The sequence below is a fragment of the Algoriphagus iocasae genome (genome assembly GCF_014206875.1).
In the GTDB taxonomy this organism is placed as follows: domain Bacteria; phylum Bacteroidota; class Bacteroidia; order Cytophagales; family Cyclobacteriaceae; genus Algoriphagus; species Algoriphagus iocasae.
Window position 1 is genome coordinate 379,473 of sequence record NZ_JACIJO010000001.1, and the last position, 21,486, is coordinate 400,958.

Below are 21,486 nucleotides of genomic sequence, written 5' to 3' on the forward strand. Positions count from 1 at the left end.
GCCTAAACAAATGATCCATTTTTTATTTCCATAGTAGACGTGTATTCAAACAAATCTTCAAAATCAGCCAAATGAGAAGTCAGAATAAAGCTAATACCCTCATTTAATTTGCTAAGAATAAGTTCTTTCAAATGCCTTTGAGTAGCAAGGTCAATGGTTGTAAATGGCTCATCTAAAATGATCAGTTTGGGGTTGCCCAAAAAAGCCAAAAGCAGCGCCGATTTCTTCAGCATCCCGGAGGAATAAGAGGAAATGGGATTCTCAGAATAATCTCCGATATCCAACTTTTCTTTCAGTTCATCGATCTGCTTTTTATCTGGAAGAATAACTGAAGCAGTGAAATTGATCAGTTCATCCAAGCTTAAAAACTCCGGGAATACAGGTTCGGCTTCTGAGAAATTGACCATTTTCCGATAAGAAACCGGGTCCTTTTTGATAGAAACCCCGAGTAGGTTTATTTCTCCTTGAAAATCATGAATGCCAGCAATCGCTTTCAATAAAGTGGATTTTCCTGAACCATTGGCTCCTTTGATTAGATGAAGTCCTGGTTCCAAAGTCAATTGGTCCACACTGATGCTAAAACCTGACGAATAGGATTTATGGAAATTGTGGAGGTTTAGCATAGAACTGGATTTGGCCGATTTTAAAAATAAGATGAATTACCGATTCTCACCTAGTTAAAAAAGTTAAAAGGCCAGTCTAATTAAAAACTGGCCTTTCGAACTCACTTATTTTTTATCCACCTCAAAATATCTTTTCAAAGTATATTCTGGTTGCCATTGATCTGGTTTTCTGACCAACGTATCCGGATCATATTTCATCGGTTTGATTTTATCAGCAGTTAACTTTAGTGTGTCTTGAAAGTTGTGCTGCCATGTTTCCATCAACTCCATCATTTCTGATTTTCTGCTTTGGTATTCAGATTTCTCAGCCAGATTATTGATTTCCAAAGGATCATTTTCCAAGTCAAATAGTTGAGTATAATCTCTTTCAGGATACCTGATCAACTTGTATTTCTTATTTCTGACAGCTCTTACAGTATGTTTATAAGAAGTGTAAAGTGCATCACGAACTCCATCTTTTTCTCCTTGGATAACCGGAACTAAGCTTATTCCATCGATGTCGCTTGGATCGGGGATTCCCGCCAGCTCCGCCAAAGTAGGATAGAGGTCATGGATATAAGCAAAAGCATCCAATTCCTGATCTTGGGGAACTCCAGGGCCTTTGATGATCAAAGGAACTTTTGAGCTGTGCTCGTATAAACTTTGCTTTCCTAAAAGGCCATGACTCCCAGCAGCAAGTCCATTATCTGCTGCATAAACGATAATGGTATTGTCATACTGACCGGTTTCTTTAAGTGCATTCAGGATTTTTGCAATCTGAGTATCCAAGTGTGTGACCAAAGCATAATAATCAGACAAAATCATCTGAATTACTTCTGGTTTTCTTGGCCATCCAGTCAAATTCTCATCACGAACCGTCAATTGATCAAACTCAAAAGGGTGATAAGGCATGTAATTTCCTGGAAGAGGAAGGGTGCCGTCCGGATAATGATTGATATAATTTGCTTCTGGAGAATAAGGGTCATGAGGTGCCGTAAAAGCTACATAGCAGAAAAATGGCTGATCTGTTTTTCTTTGCCCATGATCTTTGATAAAGTCAATGGCTGCTTGTGCAAATTGCTCGGTAGAATAACCCTTTCTCGTTGGTTCTCCTAATTTCCCGTCGGAGCCATAATCTCTTAAAGGCAAATCATAATGATTGGCCATACCTCCTAAATAAACATTCTTGGCTTCCTGAAAACTCGCTTCGAAAGCTTCCTTTTCGTTATGCCATTTCCCTGTTCCAAAAGTTCTGTAACCAGCTTTGGCAAAGCTCATGGTCATGGTATGCTCTCCGCTTAGTTTATCAGTGACTTTATAAAGGTTTTTACCGCTGAAAAGCATGGCTCGGCTAGACATACAAATTGCTCCATGGACTCCTCCCATCACATAGGCATTGGAGAAACGACTGCCTTCTCTTCCTAGTTGATCAATCGTCGGAGTTTGGATATAAGGATTGCCGTTGATGCCTAAAGCATCTGCACGTTGATCATCTGCAAAAAGGAATAAAACGTTTGGTTTGGAGGTTTTTTGCTGGGCTATTGTGTTTAGGGTACTCAATCCGACCAACATCACGATTCCAAGGATTGAGGTTAGTAATCTGATTTTCATGTTATTTTGAAGTAAATGTATATCCGTGTGTCTTTATTGCCTTTTCATATTCTTCTATTCCTAGGTCTGTGAGATGAGGATTGATAATGGTCCAGATGCTTTTTACCATTGAGCCCATTTCGGAAAATTTGTATGAACTCATCACCTCTCGTTGAGATAGCCAAAAAGTAATGATCATTCGGATGATATGTTCGAGTCTTTCTAATTCAGATTCTTCCATTTCCACCATAAATCCTGAACTGATAAATTCTTGGAAAAGCTGAATGGTTGTCTTTTTTCTTTTGATAAAAGTTTCTTGAATCAATTCGCTAATACTTGGAAATGATCGGGTGACTTCTAGTACATCCAAGTTGAAAAAACGGTATTTGTACTGGAATTCTTCTAACTGTTGGATAAGAATATGAAACTGTTCAATAGCGCTGGCTCCCTCTTTTCGAGACCCATATGATTCAGTCATCTCACTTCTCATCTTATCATATATTGCCAATATGATATCTTCTTTAGTATTGTAATGGTAGTCAAGATTTCCATGACTGATTCCCATTTTGCTAGCGATGTGCCTGCTAGTCACATTTTGAATTCCTTGTTCATTGTAAAGCTTGATCGCTTCAAAAAGAATTTTGTCTTTAGTTTTAATTTTTTTCGGTTTTTCCATTCCAATAGGAGTTTTCCTCAAGTCTTAGGTTTGATGGTTTAGATAATTGATTCTTTCATATTTTTTGATCTGAAAGATAGGTTATGGGTAGTTTTTTAAAGGAATCTGGACATTAAAAGAACTTCCGTCTTTTTTTGGATTAACATTCCCAACGGATGCTGCGCAATATAGAAAAATTGGTTTTCCTTCTTTGCTCAACAAGAGTTGTGGTCTTTCCAACCGATCCAATTGAATAAAGTTTCCATTTTTCAGTTGCAATTCCCGCTTCATGAATAATGAATTATCCATTTTTTGCCACTTGATCCCATCTTTCGATTTCAAAATGGCAAGAGATTTTTTCTCACCTCCGGTAAATGCTCCCGTGAAATCTTTTACTATAGCAAAGAAAGAGGCATGTTGCTTTGAATACCAGACATAAGGATCTTCCGCACTGGCCAAGTTTCCATCAGGCATTCTGACATCAAAAATAAAATCATCTTTTGCTTTAAATGGTCCCATGGGAGTTGGCCCGGTAGCAACCCCATGCACACCTTTCCAACCTGGCTCATAGATATTTCCTTTGAAGAAAAGCATGTATTCCTTTGTCTCTGGATTAAAATCCACAGATGGGTTTACCATCACTAGGTTATCCGGTTTTGCAATCGTCCCTGGGGGAGAGGGACTGACGGCATTTTTTGCTTTCACCCTAGTTCGCGGAAGAAGGGCAGGTTCTTTTGCCCGCTCAAAATTTCCTGACATCAAATCCTCAAACGAATCAAAACTTAGAACGCCAATCTTTTGGGATTGCTGTACTCTTGTTCTCTTATCCAGGTTAGGGGCAATCGCCTCTCCGGGATCTTTGGAGCCGATGTAATAGAGATAATATTTGCCTTCAAATTCCTTCAAATGCGGATTGTGAACCATTTGTGCATCCCAGGAAGTAGTGTCTCTTTCGTAACGGCTTCCTTTCAGAATGATCTTTTGAAACTTGAATTCTCTATCCGGATAGTCAGAGACGGCATAGCCGATTTTACTTTCTAGTACCCAGCTCGTCACGAAATCTGCTTTGTCAGGTCCACTTTCCCAAAGAGAAAAAAGCATATGGTATTTTCCATCTTTTCCCTGCAAAACAGAACCACCCCAGACAAAAAAGTCTTTTAATTTCAATACAGAAGGTCCATCTAAAATCTCGCTTTCTCCTTCCGAAACTAATCTTGCATCTATGGGCAAAGGCTCCAATCGTAATTGGGCATATCCATTTCCTGATAGGAATATAAGAAATGAAAGAGCAGAAATTAATTTCAATGGATGCGTCATTTTGAACTTTCGTAATCAATTCCCAAGTCGTTCTTTCTTACTTCGGCCAGTTTTGCAGCGAGTTTTTTCTGTAGATCTTTAAGTGTTTTTTGATGCGAAGGATCAGCAGCCAAATTATGAAACTGCTTAGGGTCATTTTCCATATCAAAAAGCTCCATTCCAGCCGAAGCATCCTCATTGTATTGGATATAAGCCCACTTTTCTGTTCGGATCAAAAATGATTTTCCTCCCTGACTTACAGAGAAAGCCATATCTCTGACTTTCTTATTTGGATTTTCTATCAAGGATTTTAGGCTTTTCCCCTGAACGGCCTTTGGATAATCTAGACTTGCCAAATCAGCCAAAGTTGGGTACAAGTCGATTAATTCAGTAAAAGAATTGACCACGGCAGGATTTTTACCTGGAACTTTGATCATCATGGGCACTTTCACAGATTCCTCATGAAGACTGACTTTCATCCAGAATTCGTGTTCACCCAGATGAAATCCATGGTCGGAAGTGAAGACTATAATCGTATTGTCTTCCAAGCCTTCATCTTTTAAGGTCTTCAATACTTTTCCGACCTGTGCATCCATGTAAGTAACCGAAGCATAATAAGCCGCAATTGCTTTTTGCTTTTGCTCCTGGTTCATTTCTGCATTCACACTGGTGACGTAATTGATTCCCCGCTCTGGAATGTCGGCCCAGTCATTTTCTACCTGTTCGGGTGCTTTGATTTTGGCAAAAGGAAATGGGTCAAAATAACCTGCAGGAGCTACAAAGGGAACATGAGGCCTCACAAAACCTACAGCCAAAAAGAAAGGTTTGTCTTTATGAGTTCGAATCAGTTCGGAAGCTTTTTCTGCAGTTTTTCCATCAGAATGCACCAAATCGTCGCCATCGGCCTGCACAATCGTCATCACATTTCCACCCTTTCGCTCGATGCTTCCATCAGGATTGTTCTGTACCAATTCTGCCTTGCCAGCGGCTTTCCATTCAGGCCCTTGCGAATTGAATCTTTCTGTCCAGGAAGCAGGATCATCTTGTCCGTCTGAACCTTTTTCAATATCCCCAGGGACTCCCATGTGATAGATTTTGCTCACTCGGGCAGTGAAATATCCGTTTTGCTTAAATAGTTCTGTCAAAGAAGGTCGATCTGGCCCTACATTTTCTCTGCCGCTTACATACCCATATGTCTGTGTTGCATTTGGGTAGTAGCCAAACATAAAAGAGGCCCGAGAAGGACCACAGACAGGATATTGAGTGTAAGCATGTGTGAAAACGGTACTTTCTTTAGCCAACTGGTCGATCACAGGAGTTTTCGGAATCGGATTTCCATAGGCTCCGATTGCCGTAGTAGTCAAATCATCAGAAATAATGAAAAGAATATTTGGCTTTTGCTTCTCTTGGGCAATAGAGCAAATTGAAATCAAGGAGGCTATTAAAATCAATATCGATTTCATGGGTGATTATCATTAACATATAAAATCAGGGTACAAAATAGATCTATTAGTCCAAATGCACCAATTTTATTAGGAAAGATTTTTTACTTGAAATATCTTCACATGTCTTTCCCAAAGCCATTAAGTTATAATTGCCACTGCCTGTGGATCTTGAATCTCATTGGTTTTTGTCAGAGGATGAATTAATGTTAGATTTAATTTCTATTGATCTATTTCCGCCAAAATAACCTTTCCATGAAATTGAAAACCTACCTAGTTCTAGGTGTAATTGTTTTACCCTTTCTTTTTTCTTGTTCCAAAACAAAGGAAGCTAAGCCCCAACGACCCAATATTGTCTTTATCATGTCGGATGATCATGCCTATCAGGCGATTTCTGCTTATGATAATACTTTGATTGAAACTCCTAACATCGATCGAATCGCGAAAATGGGGATGCTGTTTACAAATGCTTCAGTTACAAATTCCATTTGTGCACCCTCCAGAGCAACGATTTTGACAGGAAAGCACTCTCATATCAATGGCAAAGTAGACAACCATTTCCCTTTTGATACGACCAACGTCACTTTCCCTCAATTGCTTCAGGATGCTGGTTACCAGACGGCGATGTTTGGCAAACTACATTTTGGTAACAATCCGAAAGGTTTTGACCAGTTTAAAATATTACCTGGTCAAGGAAAATATTACAACCCGGATTTCATTACCAAAAACGAAGGAAATATCCAGGTAGAAGGCTATGTGACTGACATTATCACCGATATGACTTTGGATTGGTTGGCAAATGAAAGAAAAGCCGATCAGCCATTTATGTTAATGTATTTGCATAAAGCTCCTCACAGAGAATGGCTTCCTGCGGGAAGACACGTCGAGGAGTTTACAAATCGTACGTTTAAAGAGCCAGCAACATTATTCGATGATTATTCCGGTAGAGGCAGAGCTGCTCATGAAGCGGAGATGAATTTGTTGAAAGACATGCACTGGGCAGGTGATTCCAAACTTCGCCCAGAGGTGCTGGATGAATTGGGAATCGAGCCGACTTCGGGTTGGGATAAGGCAGCTTTTGAAGGAGAAGTTGGACGAATGAATCCAGAGCAGCGTGCTGTTTGGGATAAAGCTTACGAAAAAGTAATCGAAGACTTCAAAAAGGCTTATCCTACCATGACGGATGAGGATAAAATGAAGTGGAGATACCAGCGATACATGCAGGATTATTTGGGAACTATCAAAGCGGTAGACGAAAATGTCGGTCGGGTTTTAGATTATTTGGAGGCCAATGGATTGATGGAAAATACCATTATCGTGTATACTTCGGATCAGGGATTTTACCTTGGAGAGCATGGCTGGTTTGACAAGCGTTTTGTTTACAATGAGTCATTCAAAACTCCTCTGATTATGGCTTGGCCTGGAAAGACTCAGGCAGGTGTGAAATCAGATGCCATGGTTCAAAACCTTGATTTTGCGCAGACATTTTTAGAAGCAGCGGGAGTTGATGCTCCATCCGATATGCAAGGAGAAAGTCTGTTGCCGCTCCTGACCGGTGAGGGAGAGTGGACCAGAGATGCGGTTTATTACCACTATTACGAATACCCTTCGGTACACATGGTGAAGCGTCATTATGCGATAATCACCAAGGATTACAAATTGGTGCATTATTACTTTGATGTGGACGAGTGGGAATTAATCGATAGGAAAAATGATCCATACGAGCTTAAAAATGTTTACGATGATCCTGCATATGCAGAAATCAGAGCTGATTTGCACAAACAGTTGGAGGATCTAAGGGAAAAGTATGGAGACAACTCCCAGATTTCACAGAGGTATATCGACGAGTATTTAGACTATTTGCAGGAAAATAATTCCTATGCAGGTGGGAAGAATACCGAGTTGCTGGATAAGATCTTCAAGAATAGAAAGTTTTCGACTGAAAAATAGAAGGCAGTGAGCAGTCGCAGTAAGCAGTATCTATTACAGTCATTTCGACGACGAAGGAGGAGAAATCTCAAATAGAAAAATTAGGAATATGTAAGAGATTTCTCCTCGTCGTACCTCCTCGTTCGAAATGACATTAAGATTGCAATTAAAATTAAACGATAACATTAATGAAGCTTGCGAAGAGAGTAAAAAAGTCGACAGTAAACAGTTTACACTGTTTCAGTAATCAGTTCGAAGTGAGGAATTCAAAATTATAACTTGCTTGCTGAAGAAAGATTAGGAGTAAATAGTCCACCTTGGTCATTTCGAACGAAGCTTGCGAAGAGAGAAATCTCAACCTTATCAATTTTGACCTCCAAGAGATTTCTCCTCGTCGTACCTCCTCGTTCGAAATGACAACCAAACCACCCACCCTATGAAATTCAACAATTCTATTTTCTCGCTCCTTCTTGGAATCACTCTTTTGACAGGATGTCAAGAAGCGAATGAAGAAAAATCGCAGCGTCCAAACATCATTTTTATCATGTCGGATGATCATGCGTATCAGGCAATTTCTGCCTATGATAATACCTTGATCGAAACGCCAAACATCGATAGAATAGCGGAAATGGGGATGTTGTTTACGCAGGCTTCGGTGACAAATTCCATCTGTGCTCCATCTAGGGCTACGATTTTGACAGGGAAGCATTCCCATATGAATGGTAAAATTGACAATCATTTTCCTTTCGATACCACCAATGTGACATTTCCCCAGCTTCTTCAAGACGCCGGATATCAAACTGCCATGTTTGGAAAACTGCATTTCGGAAATAATCCCAAAGGCTTTGATCAGTTTAAAATCCTTCCGGGTCAGGGAAATTATTACAACCCTGAATTCATTACCAAGGAAGATGGAGAAATCAAAATTGAAGGATATGTGACAGACATTATCACTGATTTGACCTTGGATTGGATGGAAAATGAACGCAAAAAGGAAGATCCCTTTTTGTTGATGTATTTACATAAAGCGCCGCACCGTGCTTGGTATATGGCAGAGCGTCATTTGGAGGAGTTTACCACCAAAACGTTTCCAGAACCCGCTACTTTGTTTGATGATTATTCAGGCAGAACTTCTGCTGCTGGAGAGGCTGAAATGAACATTTTGGAGCATATGGGTTGGTCTGGAGACAATAAGTTATTTCCAAAAGTCCTGAGAGATTTGGGAATTGCTGATGTAGGCGGATATGATACCAACCGATTTAATGGGCAGATGAGACGATTTACTCCTTCGCAGGCAGAAAACTTCAAAAAGTATTACGAGCCAATCAGTGAGGCGTTTATCCAGGATTATCCAAGTATGAGCGAGGAAGATCAAATGCGATGGAAATATCAGCGGTACATGCAGGATTACTTAGGTACCATCAAATCTGTGGACGAAAATGTAGGAAGACTATTGGATTATTTGGAAGCAAATGATCTGATGGAAAATACGATCATTGTGTACACGTCCGATCAAGGTTTTTATCTTGGCGAACATGGCTGGTTTGATAAACGATTTGTTTATGATGAATCCTTTAAAACACCACTTTTGGTGGCTTGGCCGGGCAAAGTAGCAGCAGGTTCGAAGTCCGACGAATTAGTTCAAAATCTGGACTTTGCGCAGACTTTCTTGGAAATAGCTGGAGTTGAGGCTCCTGCGGATATGCAAGGAGAAAGTATCGTTCCTGTTCTTACCGGAAATTTGGAGAAGTGGAATCGGGATGCAGTTTATTACCACTATTATGAATACCCTGCAGAACATATGGTGAATAGACACTATGCAGTGGTTACCAAAGATTATAAACTGATCCATTATTATTATGCAGCAGATGAGTGGGAACTGATCGATAGAAAGAAAGATCCGATGGAGCTGAAAAATTTCTATGATGATCCTGCTTATGCTGAAATTCGTGCAGAACTTCATCAAAAGCTGGATGAATTAAGAACTAAATACAAAGATAGCGAGGAAGTCAGCCAAGGCTATATTGATCAATATTGGGAAGATATGGGAGAGGATAGGGTATTTGGTATCTATAAAAAAGGAATTAAGGAAATTGAAGCGAGAGGAAAAGAGATTGAAGAGAATAAGTAATCATTCGAACCGAGAAAAAATTAAGCCACCTGAATGTGGGGCTTTTTTTATTCTTCAGGAACAAACTCCAAAATATCTCCTGGCTGGCAGTCCAATACTTCACAGATGCTTTCCAAAGTGCTGAACCGGATCGCTTTTGCTTTTCCTGTTTTTAAGATAGAAAGGTTGGAAAGCGTTAAACCTACTTTTTCAGAAAGTTCATTCAATGACATTTTTCGTTTGGCCATCATCACGTCCAAGTTTACAATTATAGGCATGTCTTAAACTGTTAACTCGTTTTCGTTTTGGATTTCAAGTCCTTTGCGGAAGATCACAGCAATGATATATATGATGCCAGCCATTAAGATAAAAGCTTGGCTATCTTGCCAATATTGATTCAACATGTCTGTATCATAGCCATGTTTTTGCAAATAATCTGCTGATTTTCTGGCGATCAAACTTAAGATTCCAATTGAAAAAGTTATGTAGCTGATCCTATAAATCTTATCGGATACAAATGAATTGAAGGGATTTGTAAGATCCATTTTCATCATCATCATAACCAATTCCAAAAATAGAACAGTGGTAAGGATTGCTATCGATAAGATAAAACTATACATGCTGTAAAATACCCATTGGCTTTTATCATATATTTCGGTTAGATCCAAGGTAATAAATAGCTTAGATAAGGCTTTGGGATTTAAGAAATGAAATATAAAATTGGTCAGTAGCCCTCCTGTTTGGATGCATAGCCCTACTAGAATTAAGGAAGCAATAAAGGTTAATGCCCTAAAAACGAAAGAATTTGTTTTTGACATAATTTCTCAGAATTAAATTTTACCAAAAGAAATAAAATTTTATTGAAAAACAATAAATATAGGTTGTTAATCGAGAAAAATATTTTAATTCCTTGTAAACTGATTTTACTTTTCGATCAGTCATTTTCCATTTCCTTTATCAACTTCACCAATCCAATATCTTAGTCGGTAAATTACCCATTGTCTAAAAAATAATTACCCAAGGGGTGAGAGGATATTGATTGCCAAATTTATAGGCATGCCCCAGGCAGATTAAAAATCTTACTTTCTCAAAGACAAGAATAAGTCAATAGTACCGCTCCAGACCCAAAGGTTTTTGTTTGCCTTAACTGGATATCGTGTTTTTCTGGGATTTGATCAAAAAATGGAAGGCCTTTTCCAGCCATGATAGGGTGGATGCAAAACTGGAATTCATCGATTAAGTGAAGATTGGTCAGCTGAACAATCAAGCTTCGACTTCCAACTAATACATCCCCGCCAGCCTGAGATTTTAAATCCCGTACAGTTTCTTCCAATGACTCAGAGGCAAGAGAGGCATTTTCCCAAGCTAATTCTGCAGTGGTTTTCAACTGATTTGAAAACACAATTTTCGGAATTTGATCCATTACCTTGGCAAATTCATCCAATGATTTCTCACCGGAAGGATTGGCGACCAATTCTTGCCAAAACTTCATTAATTGAAAAGTAGTATTGCCATATAATGCCAAGGAAGAATTTCTTATAAGCTGAGAATAATGATCGTGGATTTCTTCATCAGGATTAATAGCGGTATGATCACAAAACCCGTCTAGGGTTAAATTAAATGCGGCGATGATCTTTCTCATTTTCTTCCTTGATTTAAATTTTTATTCCATTTTATCTTTCTCCATTTCTTTTATCATCTTCACCAATACTGGAGCCACAGCACTACCTTTCCAACCGGAGCTGTAATTGGCGGCGAGGTACATATCTTTTTCAGGAATAAAAGCCACCATTGTTCCCCAAAATCCGGAATGACAATAGGTTTCATAATCCCCGATTTTTACCCGATACATGCCCATTTGATAGTCCATGGTTGCCTTATTTTCATATGTCACATGTTCGAGCATGATGTCCAAAGTTTTTGGATCATCAAAAATCTTCCCTTGGAAAAGCAACTGGAAAAAGTCCACAAGCTCTTCGGTATTTGATAAAAATCCACCCCCACCAAAATAATCCATGGTTGGGCTGAATTGATAGGTATCCATTCCTTGAAAATATTGATGGATTCGGAGTTGATCGGTAATCGGATCTTCTCCTTCAAAGTCGGTTCTTTCCAATCCTTTTTCTTCCAGTTTCAGCAATTCCTTGATTCCACCGTCCAGATTTTTACCGGTATATTTTTCTATCAATTCGCCTAAGATCACATATCCCGTATCCGAATAGCTGAATTGCTTTCCTGGAGGTCCAATTGGGTCGCCCTTGTCCACACCCATTTGAAATTGCTCGGTTCTGGTCCAAGTATGGCTTGGGTCTTTTAGAATTGTATCGAAGAATTCGGCTGCGTGAGTATGGTCAAAGAAACCTGCTGAATGCCTTAGTATCTGGCGAATAGTAATCTCGTCCAGATTGTAGTCTTTAGATAGAATTGCTGCATGGGCTGCAGAAATATGTTTGGAAATGGGGTCGTCCAAATTTAAAACCCCCAACTCCATCAACCTGAGAATACTTGCAGCGACGTAGGTTTTGGTGACACTCGCAATTCGGAAAGTCTGGTTGGGTTTTAGTTTTTCCTCTGTCTTGATATCCGCAAATCCAGCGGCTCCCGACCAAGAAAATGAGTCATCTCCAGATTGGATGGAAACAGAAATCCCAGCTTTGTTATCGCCTAATTCACTTTCGAGTACAGACGAAAAGTCTTGTGCATTAATGAAATTGAGAAGGAAAAATCCCAAAAAGACAAAACTCAATTTTTTCATTTTTCTATTGGCTAACTAAATGTTTTGATTAAAATTATTCAATTACCTCGAACTTCTTTTAGCATTAACATAATCTTTTAGCCGTTTCATGGCTAATTGTAGATCTTCGTGATCGAAACTGGTGATGACGATCCTATACAAGCCATGCTTTTGATGGCCAAATCCAGCTGTTGGAGTTAATAAAATACCAGATTTTTGATAGATATTCAGCCAAAGCTCTTCTTCGGACTTTGCTGATTTTTCTTTTAGAAATTCAGAAAGATCCATCCAAATAAATAAGCTTCCATAGGAAGGATTGAAAGGGATGTTCAGCTCTTTCAAAGTAGATCTGACAATCAAATAAGATTCTGTCAAAGCTTCCTGAAAAGCAGAAAAGTAGCTGTCCAAGAAGTCCATGTCTTTTAAAACCTCCGTAAGCGTCCATTGGGTGTAATTGGAAATCGAATGGCCCAAACCGACATTTTTGTACGCTTTGATCAAGTCCTCATTGTAAGAATGCAAAGTCCCGATTCTAAATCCTGAAATTCCAAAATCCTTGGAGAAGGAATGCCATAGGTGTAAATATGGGCTTTCGTATTCTTGCATGATACTACCGAACGAGATGAATTCTATTGGTTGGGGATAATCTTGAATCAAGTCCGGATGCTGGTGATTTATTCTCACTAACCCATAAATTTCATTGACCACCAGGTGAATTTGATGGGAAATGCACCAGTCTGTGATCGTCCTTAATTGTTTTTCGCTATAAATTCCGCCTGTAGGGTTATCCGGGCTGGTCAAAATCAACATGCTAAAATTACTTCCGGAAGACTCTATTTCCTCTTTGGACTTTTCAAGTTGGGCAATGCTGATAGGAATGCCATTTTTGAGTTCTTCTAATTCCAGATGCGTTTGCAAATCATAGCGTTTGACGCCAGGGAAAACCCCAATGTCTCCCGTATAAACAGGATAGCTAGGGGCTGGAATTACTGCGGTGCTGTCTGGGTTTGCTAATAAAAATGCTGTCATTTCTATTACGGATGTCGCCCCAACAGAGCAGGCTAATGTATTCGGGTCAATCGGTTTTTTGATCAGGAATTTAGATAAAAAAATTGCGGTTGCTTCCCGAAAATCCGGGATTCCAGATGGATCTCCATAGCTCGCTACCCATTCTGGGATGTCGTTTTCCCGGGTTATTTGCTGGATTTTTTCACGAAGAATGTCCCAACAAAGGTGATTTTCTGCCACATTCATCGGGAAGGTTCCTGTGGGATTTTGATCGCGATGGTAGCGGTTTCCCAAAGCTTCAAAATAGATTTCCATATCCACCCGAGCGGGTGTTTGTGCAGCTGAGATCCCTTTGAGGGATAAGGTAGGAATAGTCATTTATAAATTTAATTTGCATTGAAAAGCTTGGAATAGCTTACCTTAATTCCAATTCTGAAAGTGATGACCTGAAAATGGAATTTCCAGAAAGTATAATCAGCTTAAGTTTAATTGACACACGATTAAATTATAAAAGTCTGAATTTTATCCCTCCATTGATCACAAAACCATCGACAGGGGCGTAAATGTCCCGGAACTCAGGGTTTGGAAGATTGCCAGTATAAATCGTATCAAATCGGGTTTGTCGGGTATCCAAGAAGTTTTCAAAATTCAGGAATACAGAGAAATTCTCTCCAAATTTCTTTTCGCTCATCAAGCCCACAATCCAATAGGATTTCCCCGTTTTTCCGTCATTCAATTGCTGGTGACTGAAATAATAGGCTTCTAATCCTATCCAAAAATTCTCATGCTTTTCATACATCAGCACATTGTTGATCCGGTGCTTTGCCACCAAAGGATAGGTGGATTTGATGTCATTATATTGCTGGTTTACATCAGCAAAAGTATAGCCGACAAATAGTTTGAAGTCCTTATAATTCCACTTCATATTCACTTCGACTCCTTGAGTTTCAAGACTTCCTAGTGGTTGCTGAAATTCGTAATTACTACCCACAGGAGTCAGTAAAAGTGGGTTTTGAATGCTGGTGTAGAAGAATAGTGTATTGGCAACCAATGATAACTCATCCCCAATAGCTACTCTGTAATTGATGTCCAGATTTGTTCCCGCTGATTTTTCAGCATCGAATAATTTGGGATCAATAGGGAGTATATTCTGGAAATGGTTTCGCTCAGCATCTTCTGTAAAAACTGTTGGAGATTTATATCCTAATCCACCTCCCAAGCGGAAAGTAAGTGCATCGCTGGGTTTATACATCGCAGATATTTTCGGCAATGGAAATGCCCCATAGTCCTTTTGATAATCTAGTCTAAAGCCAGATTCCAGTGTCCATTGCTCGGAAATATTCCAAAGGTTTTGGACAAAGGCTCCGAAGGTATTCAGCGTGTAATCTAATGGAAGAGCTTCATTTCCTTCTTTTTGGGTGAACTTATCTGTCCATAAATTCAAACCCCCGATCCATTCTGATTTTTTTCCTTGAGAATTGATATTCACCTCTGAGAAAGAAGAAAACTGCTTTCCTGAAAATAGAAAGTCAGGAACTTCAATGCTTCGATCGTAAAAACTTAAACTATTTTTGATAGTAAGCTGAGTAGCTTCACTGAGTTGGTTTTGGTAATTGAGACTGGTGGAAATCCTATCGGTTGCATTCTTTTCAAAATAAGGATCGCTTACAGATTCACCTTCGATGAAATCAATATTCCCACCCAATCGATCCTCACGCATTAGATTCAGTCCCAAGACCAAACTTGATTGTGGATTAATGTCCCAAAATAACTTTGGGTTAATTGTAAATCGATCAAATTTTGGAATTGCTGTCAATCCAATTTTAGCAGGATCGTAGGCAGTTCCTTTGTTGTAAGAAGTGAAAATGGTAGTTCCAATTTTCCCTTTTTTTGCGGCGTAATATGCACTAGCATCTAATCCCAAGGAAGAAGTTCCATTAAGCATGACCGAGAGTTCGGGTTCGTCTTCGGGAGTTTTGGAAATCAAATTAACCAAGCCGGCGATGGCTCCTCCTCCATACAAAGTGGAAGAAGCTCCTTTGATTACTTCCACCTGAGCCAAGTCCAAAGGTGCAATTTGCATCAGACTTAATCCGGAAGAATATCCTGCATACAATGGAAAACCGTCACGCAGTAACTGAGTGTATTTTCCGTCCAGACCTTGAATTCGGATGCTTGAATTGTAACTCGTGGCAGAGGTCTGTTGGGTTTGGATCCCGGTACTTTCATTGAGAAGCATTCGGATGTCTCCGGGTTTCATATTTCCTTTTTCGGAGAGTTCTTCTCCCGCGATGATCTCTACTCGCGTGGGAACATCCTCTATTACTCTGGAACTTCGATTGGATTGGACTACCAAAACCTCCATTTCTTCCTCTGAATGCCCCAGAGAAAACACCTCTGGATTTTCAGATGTCTCAAGGGGAAAAGTCCGTTTGACTTTTTGAGATTCATAGCCTAGGAATCGGATTTCAAGTGTATAAGTCCCGTCTGGGATTTCTTTCACTGTGACAAATCCATTTTCATCTGATACTGCTCCAAGGGAAATTTCTCTGAACAATAAAGTGGCTCCGATTAAAGGAGTGCCGGAATCTTCATCAATGATTTTTGCTTGATAGGTACTTTGAGAAAAGACAGATTGACTGGCAAATAGGAGTATGCCTACTAAGAAATATTTTAGCATGGTTTAAAATTCAACTGAGTAAGAAAGAAGAAAAGCTCATGGCGAGCTAGGCAATTTGGAAAAAAGCTTTGCCTGGGGGTTTAATGATTCTCTTTCTATGCTGCTCCGAAAAAGGAACGCTCCATTCTGTAATGGTCTCAATACTAATTTCTTCCGAAGAAAGAAGAAGAGGAAATGAGAAGTTTTCAGTAGAGAAACCCGTGCAACTTCCACATGAATAAAAAGGGGAGCAGGGCAGATGATCTTCACAATCATCTTGGGGTTCTGAATCCGAATTTTGATTTACCTCGATAGTATCGCAGGTGCTTTCTGCACTGCAGCAGGGCATAGCTGTCAGCCAAAATGAAAACAGTGACAATAAAATCGGTAAAACCTTCATGCTCCAAAGGTAAAAATCTATCGCAAGAATAATGAATCGAATTTCTGTTTTATACAGAGCAGCTAGGCTTTTCAAAAAATGAAAAAGCCCCGAATATCTCCGGGGCTTAAAGTCTATAAAGAATTGTTGTCGATTTAGGAAAGCAAAGGATCTGAAATACTTTCTTCCCCGTTTTCTAACCTTCCGGCAAAAGTCCATTCAAAGCCAGGACCTTTCACAGTCAGATCATACCAACCTTGTGACGATTCGAAATTCAAACTGGTTTCCTGATTTCTTGGATTGATTTTATTGCCTCCTTCATCGTTCCGATAGGAATTTTCTTTCACCTGAATCGGGGCATTTCCTTGGATGTCCGTCATCAGAATTCCTTTTCTATCTTCTCCCTTGGCATAGAACCCCGGCCTTAATTGCATAGAAACTGAACCTGATCTTACATCTCCTTTAAATTCTCTATAAAAGCCATTTGGGCCATACACTCTTAAATGATATTCATTTCCTTCAAAATCGGATATGGGCCAACTGTATTCCAATCGATCTCCGGCTTTCACCGCAAACTGCCATACCCTGGCTTCCTCACAATTTTCTGAATCAGGACTTTTATATTTTCCAGGAGCATATACCTGAACGGGTATTCCCCAAGTATCTTCGTCAAAGATTTCTGTGGAGGCTTCAAAAGTCAAGGTTATTTTTTGCTTAGCTGCGTCCAAACTTCCAAGCACTCTTAAATCATAGTTCAAAGCATTGGAAGGTCGTTCTCCTTTTTCCTGATAAGGAAGGCTACCTTCAGATTTCAATTTCTCAGTGTTCCAATTGTTGACTTCGGAAGGCGGAATAGTCATGAAGTTGTCCGGAAGCGACATAAATTGTGCTTTGTGGATTTGCTGCATAAACTCATTTCGATTGATTGGCTTGAGTTTTTCCAGAGGTTCTCCTTGATAGGGTCTAAATGCCGAAGTCAAATCTCCAGAAATCATCCTTCTCCAATCAGAGATATTCGGTTCCTCGACCTTTTTTCCAGTCTTTTTGCTGAGGAATTTCTCCATAAACATTATGGTCGAAGTAATGTCAGATACCTGCGAATTGACATATCCTCCTCTTGTCCAGGGAGAAGCAACAATCAGCGGCACCCGATATCCCAAACCAACAGGACTGGTACGGCGGTCTTCTTTATCAAAACCGGCTTTTTCTTCTTGCTCTTCATAAACATATTCTCCATCTGTGCCGATTCCTTTTGAAATCAAACCTTCTGCTGGGTTTTTTGGATCGGGAACCACAAATGGTGGCTGGTGATCGAAATACCCGTCATTTTCATCGTAATTGAGAATGAAAATCGTCTTTTTCCAAACCTCTGGATCCTTCGTTAATATGTCCAACACCTCAGAAACATACCATGCTCCATACCAAGGTGCGCTAGGATGATCTGAGAATTTTTGTGGAGCAACCAGCCAAGAAACTGCCGGTAGTTTTTTCTCCTCGACATCCTTTCTAAACTGGTAGAGAATGTCTCCTTTAGGCACCTCAACTTCTCTTTCCTCGCCGTTTTCGGTGTATTTTATTTTTTCTGTACTATGGAAATCCGGATCTCCAGTATTTCTGGCAAAAGCTTTTTTGTGGAGACTTTTTTCGAAATCACTTAGCTTTTCAAAATTGTCTGGATGGTATTTCACCAAATGCTCAGACACCATTTTCAACTCTTCGCGCTTCTTTTCGATTTCCTTCAAATATCCTTCTCCTGCGCCTTCTGGCATTCCATTTTTATCAAATTCGGCTAGTTCCGCTTCGATAATTGGCTTTTGATGTTCCAAAAACTCATAATAGCCAGGGCTGAAAAAGACATGGAATTGGGAAAACCATTCCAAGTTATTGTCAGTGAAATTGGCCAATAAAGAGGAATCATCTACCAAAGAAGGTATACTGATTTCATTTTGATACACCTGCCATGAGATCCCCAATTTTTCCAGTCTCTCAGGAAATGTGGTCCATTGAGCTTCATTCTTATAATTGACCTCCCCATTTCTCACCTTTGCTTTCTCTCCGGCTTTCCCATGGGTTTTTCCAGTCCAGAAATAGCTTCTATTGGTGGTGGTGCCAGTCAATGCTGCGCAAAAGTGCTGGTCAAAAACAGTGAAAGAATCTGCTAGTGCATAATAGAAAGGAATATCCTCGCGAGTGTAATAGCCCATGGTCAATGGGACTTCTCTGAATTCTTTGTTTCCGGGACGTTTGGATTCGATCCAACCATCGTATTTTCCATTATTTCTGGCATCTACCTGATTTTCCCAAGAATGGGGAATATCACGCATCCAAGTGGCTTTGGTCGCTTTGATGTCCAATCGGAAAGGAGCAAATCGATTTCCAGAGTTATCGGGTTGCATCCAAACAGGTAATTTACCGGGTATAGTAATGGCTCTCGGATCATTATACCCTCTGACACCTCTTAGTGTGCCAAAGCAATGGTCAAAAGACCGGTTTTCTTGCATAAGCATCACAATGTGCTCAGCATCTTCAAAAGTAGTCCCTGGATCAGGACTGATAGCTAAGGCTTTTTCTATTGAACTTGGCAAAACCTGCCATAAACCTGCCGCGCCACTTAGCAAAGCAGTCTTTTTGAGAAACTCTCTCCGGGAATTATTCATGGTTGAAAATTAAGGGCAAGGATTGGATTTGCCCTATTTTTCAAGGTTAATTTTGGTTTAGCTTTTTATTACCAAGAGGTTTTTATGGATAAATGGACTAAATGGATTCTCCGTGTTGGGACATATCTAGACCTATTTCTTCATACTCTTCACGGACTCTTAGCGTCACGAATTTGTTGAGAACAAAGAAGATCAGATAACCCATTCCAAAGGAGAAAATACATACTCCGATCAATACTACCATGTGGGAAGCAAATACTCCGATGCCTCCGTGAAGTAGGCTAGAGCCTTCCTTTCCTGCGAAAATAGCCGTTAGGATCATTCCCATGATACCGCCGATTCCGTGGCAAGCAAATACATCTAAAGTGTCATCGATTTTCTTCAAGAACTTGGCATTCATTGCCAGATTGGAAACGATCGCACCAATTGCTCCGAAGAAAAAGCTTTCCGGTACGGTAATATATCCAGCAGCTGGAGTGATTACGACCAGGCCAACTACTGCACCGATGCATGCTTGCAAAGCAGAAATTTTTCTACCCTGAATTCTGTCAAAAAGCACCCAAGTCATCATCGCTGTGGCAGAACTGATGGTGGTTGTAGCAAATGCCAAAGCGGCAGTTCCATTGGCACCGAAAGAGGATCCAGCATTAAATCCGAACCAACCAAACCAAAGCATTCCTGTTCCAAGGAGAACATAAGTTATGTTAGATGGCTCGTGATTAGGCTTGTTTCTTTTTCCCAAAAACAAGGCGCCAGCCAAAGAAGCCATTCCAGCACTGATATGAACGACTGTACCACCAGCGAAATCAAGTACTCCAAAATAGGAACCGATGAGACCATTTGGATGCCAAACCATGTGACAAAGTGGGGCATAAACAAAAACTGAAAAGATCCCGATGAAGAAAAGGTAACCAATGAATCTGACCCTTTCAGCAAAAGACCCCGTGATGATTGCAGGAGTAATCACGGCAAATTTCATCTGGAACAAGGCAAATAGGATAAATGGAATGGATGGCCCCAGTATTTTGTGGGGTAGTTCGGCTACTTGATCAAAAAAGAGGTATTGAAAAGGATTACCAATCAAACCATATTTCACGCCATCAATGGTGATTCCTATCGGATCTCCGAAGGCCAAACTAAAGCCAACCACCACCCAAAGCATGGTAATCACACCTAGAGAAATGAAACTCTGGAGCATGGTAGAAATCAGATTTTTCTTATTGACCATGCCTCCATAAAACAAAGAAAGTCCTGGAGTCATCAATAATACCAGACAAGAGGCTGTTAAAAGCCAAGCAATATCCGCAAAAACCAAATCCTCTTCTGTTCCGAAGTTCTCAAGAACAGGCTGGGCATGTTTCCAAAAAAGGCCTACTACAGGAGCAGCAATTGTGATCAGGAAAGCTAATTTCCATTTAAATTTCATTCCACTTTTTTCCATGGCGCAAAAATAGTGGTTTTAATTTTTTATTCTGTATTAGAAAGAAAATTCAGAATAAAAAATCATGTTTTTCGGAATTACAAAGGAAAAGTAAGGTTAAAATTGATTTGATAAATACTTAAAATACAGGTTTTTATAGCCGAATATTAGGTGATTCATTCAAATTGAAAAATATCCTCAATGGGCTTTTCAAATAATTTTGACATCTTAAAGGCCGTCGGTAAACTCGGATCAAATTTTTCTTTCTCGATGGCATTTATGGTTTGCCTTGAGACTCCGATTATTTCTGCCAAATCTTCCTGAGTCATCCCTTTTGCTGTGCGAAAATCTCTGACACGGTTTTTCATTTGAAGCGTTTTTTACTTATGGACAAGGCTATCATATAGCTGATTGCAATAAACATGACAAGAAAGCTAATGTCTGGTTCAAAAGGGATTAAATGCAATGTGCCTAGCAGAGAAAATGTAATGCCGACTACTATTCCTAGACCAAGAGAAATCGCCATGCTTTCCAGATGGATTTTCTTTTCTAATTCATCGAAATGATTGAAAAGGTTTCTGTTGGCCAGAATCATCAATACGCCATTCGCTAAATTAATTACGATAAAGAAGTAGGTGAGGAAGGCATTTCCCTCCCAAATAAACATAGGTCCAAATGTTGCGATCATCAAGGTGGCTACCCATGACCAGCTCCAAATGGCAAGTTTTCTTAATCTTTTTTTCCGTTCCAATTTCATCGTTTCCATGCTGTTTTTTGTAAAGTTAACTTTACAAATGTAAACAAGACTTTACAAAAGTCAAGTTTTATTTACATTTTTATTCTTATCGAGCTAATAGATGAGGTTTTAAAAATTAGTCTTTTCTTAATTGGCCTTTCTAAAATGACTTCTAATTGACAATAGGGACTGGTTTAATTACAAGAGCTTGCTTTATCGTATAGATTTTTCCAGCAGACTTTTATCAGTTCTTGGAATACATTTTTAAC

General features: G+C 39.7%; 17 protein-coding genes. 2 read left to right on the forward strand and 15 right to left on the reverse strand.

Annotated elements, in window-relative coordinates; translation table 11 throughout:
* Positions 1–2 precede the first annotated feature (2 nt).
* The 5 genes from FHS59_RS01615 to FHS59_RS01635 form a co-directional block, all read right to left on the reverse strand.
* On the reverse strand, positions 3–623 hold the full coding sequence (locus FHS59_RS01615) for an ABC transporter ATP-binding protein (RefSeq protein ID WP_184492667.1): 621 nt from the start codon (positions 621–623) through the stop codon (positions 3–5).
* A 105-nt stretch (positions 624–728) separates the two neighbouring features.
* Positions 729–2,213, reverse strand: coding sequence for a sulfatase-like hydrolase/transferase (locus FHS59_RS01620; RefSeq protein WP_184492668.1), 1,485 nt, complete (start codon positions 2,211–2,213; stop codon positions 729–731).
* Position 2,214: 1 nt separating this feature from the next.
* The gene (locus FHS59_RS01625) at positions 2,215–2,868 is read right to left on the reverse strand and encodes a TetR/AcrR family transcriptional regulator (protein ID WP_184492669.1); all 654 of its coding nucleotides are present in this window, start codon (positions 2,866–2,868) and stop codon (positions 2,215–2,217) included.
* An 81-nt stretch (positions 2,869–2,949) separates the two neighbouring features.
* The gene (locus FHS59_RS01630) at positions 2,950–4,152 is read right to left on the reverse strand and encodes a glycoside hydrolase family protein (RefSeq protein WP_246388255.1); all 1,203 of its coding nucleotides are present in this window, start codon (positions 4,150–4,152) and stop codon (positions 2,950–2,952) included.
* An 8-nt stretch (positions 4,153–4,160) separates the two neighbouring features.
* The gene (locus FHS59_RS01635) at positions 4,161–5,606 is read right to left on the reverse strand and encodes a sulfatase (protein WP_184492671.1); all 1,446 of its coding nucleotides are present in this window, start codon (positions 5,604–5,606) and stop codon (positions 4,161–4,163) included.
* A 234-nt stretch (positions 5,607–5,840) separates the two neighbouring features.
* Between FHS59_RS01635 and FHS59_RS01640 the strand changes: the two genes are divergently transcribed.
* Complete coding sequence (locus FHS59_RS01640) at positions 5,841–7,535, forward strand: sulfatase family protein (RefSeq protein ID WP_184492672.1); 1,695 nt, start codon at positions 5,841–5,843, stop codon at positions 7,533–7,535.
* 415 nt (positions 7,536–7,950) lie between these two features.
* Entirely contained in the window at positions 7,951–9,645 is a 1,695-nt protein-coding gene (locus tag FHS59_RS01645; RefSeq protein WP_184492673.1) for a sulfatase family protein, read from the forward strand.
* Positions 9,646–9,692: 47 nt separating this feature from the next.
* Here FHS59_RS01645 and FHS59_RS01650 read toward each other — a convergent pair whose 3' ends face one another.
* From FHS59_RS01650 to FHS59_RS01695, 10 genes are all read right to left on the reverse strand, one after another.
* Positions 9,693–9,902: a helix-turn-helix domain-containing protein gene (locus tag FHS59_RS01650; protein WP_184492674.1), complete on the reverse strand. Its 210-nt coding sequence runs from the start codon at positions 9,900–9,902 to the stop codon at positions 9,693–9,695.
* A gap of 3 nt (positions 9,903–9,905) precedes the next feature.
* The gene (locus tag FHS59_RS01655; RefSeq protein WP_184492675.1) at positions 9,906–10,442 is read right to left on the reverse strand and encodes a DUF2975 domain-containing protein; all 537 of its coding nucleotides are present in this window, start codon (positions 10,440–10,442) and stop codon (positions 9,906–9,908) included.
* Between the two features lie 269 nt (positions 10,443–10,711).
* A complete protein-coding gene (locus tag FHS59_RS01660; protein WP_184492676.1) occupies positions 10,712–11,266 on the reverse strand; it encodes a dihydrofolate reductase family protein in 555 nt (184 codons plus the stop codon).
* Positions 11,267–11,287: 21 nt separating this feature from the next.
* A complete protein-coding gene (locus tag FHS59_RS01665; RefSeq protein ID WP_184492677.1) occupies positions 11,288–12,379 on the reverse strand; it encodes a serine hydrolase domain-containing protein in 1,092 nt (363 codons plus the stop codon).
* 42 nt (positions 12,380–12,421) lie between these two features.
* Entirely contained in the window at positions 12,422–13,744 is a 1,323-nt protein-coding gene (locus tag FHS59_RS01670) for an aminotransferase class I/II-fold pyridoxal phosphate-dependent enzyme (protein WP_184492678.1), read from the reverse strand.
* A 127-nt stretch (positions 13,745–13,871) separates the two neighbouring features.
* A complete protein-coding gene (locus FHS59_RS01675; protein WP_184492679.1) occupies positions 13,872–16,046 on the reverse strand; it encodes a TonB-dependent receptor in 2,175 nt (724 codons plus the stop codon).
* A gap of 513 nt (positions 16,047–16,559) precedes the next feature.
* Entirely contained in the window at positions 16,560–19,061 is a 2,502-nt protein-coding gene (locus FHS59_RS01680; protein ID WP_184492680.1) for a phosphocholine-specific phospholipase C, read from the reverse strand.
* Between the two features lie 97 nt (positions 19,062–19,158).
* Entirely contained in the window at positions 19,159–20,502 is a 1,344-nt protein-coding gene (locus FHS59_RS01685; RefSeq protein ID WP_246388256.1) for an ammonium transporter, read from the reverse strand.
* A 155-nt stretch (positions 20,503–20,657) separates the two neighbouring features.
* Entirely contained in the window at positions 20,658–20,849 is a 192-nt protein-coding gene (locus FHS59_RS01690; RefSeq protein ID WP_008202526.1) for a helix-turn-helix transcriptional regulator, read from the reverse strand.
* A complete protein-coding gene (locus FHS59_RS01695) occupies positions 20,846–21,247 on the reverse strand; it encodes a hypothetical protein (RefSeq protein ID WP_184492681.1) in 402 nt (133 codons plus the stop codon). Before FHS59_RS01695 ends, FHS59_RS01690 begins: the two co-directional genes overlap by 4 nt.
* Positions 21,248–21,486: the final 239 nt, after the last annotated feature.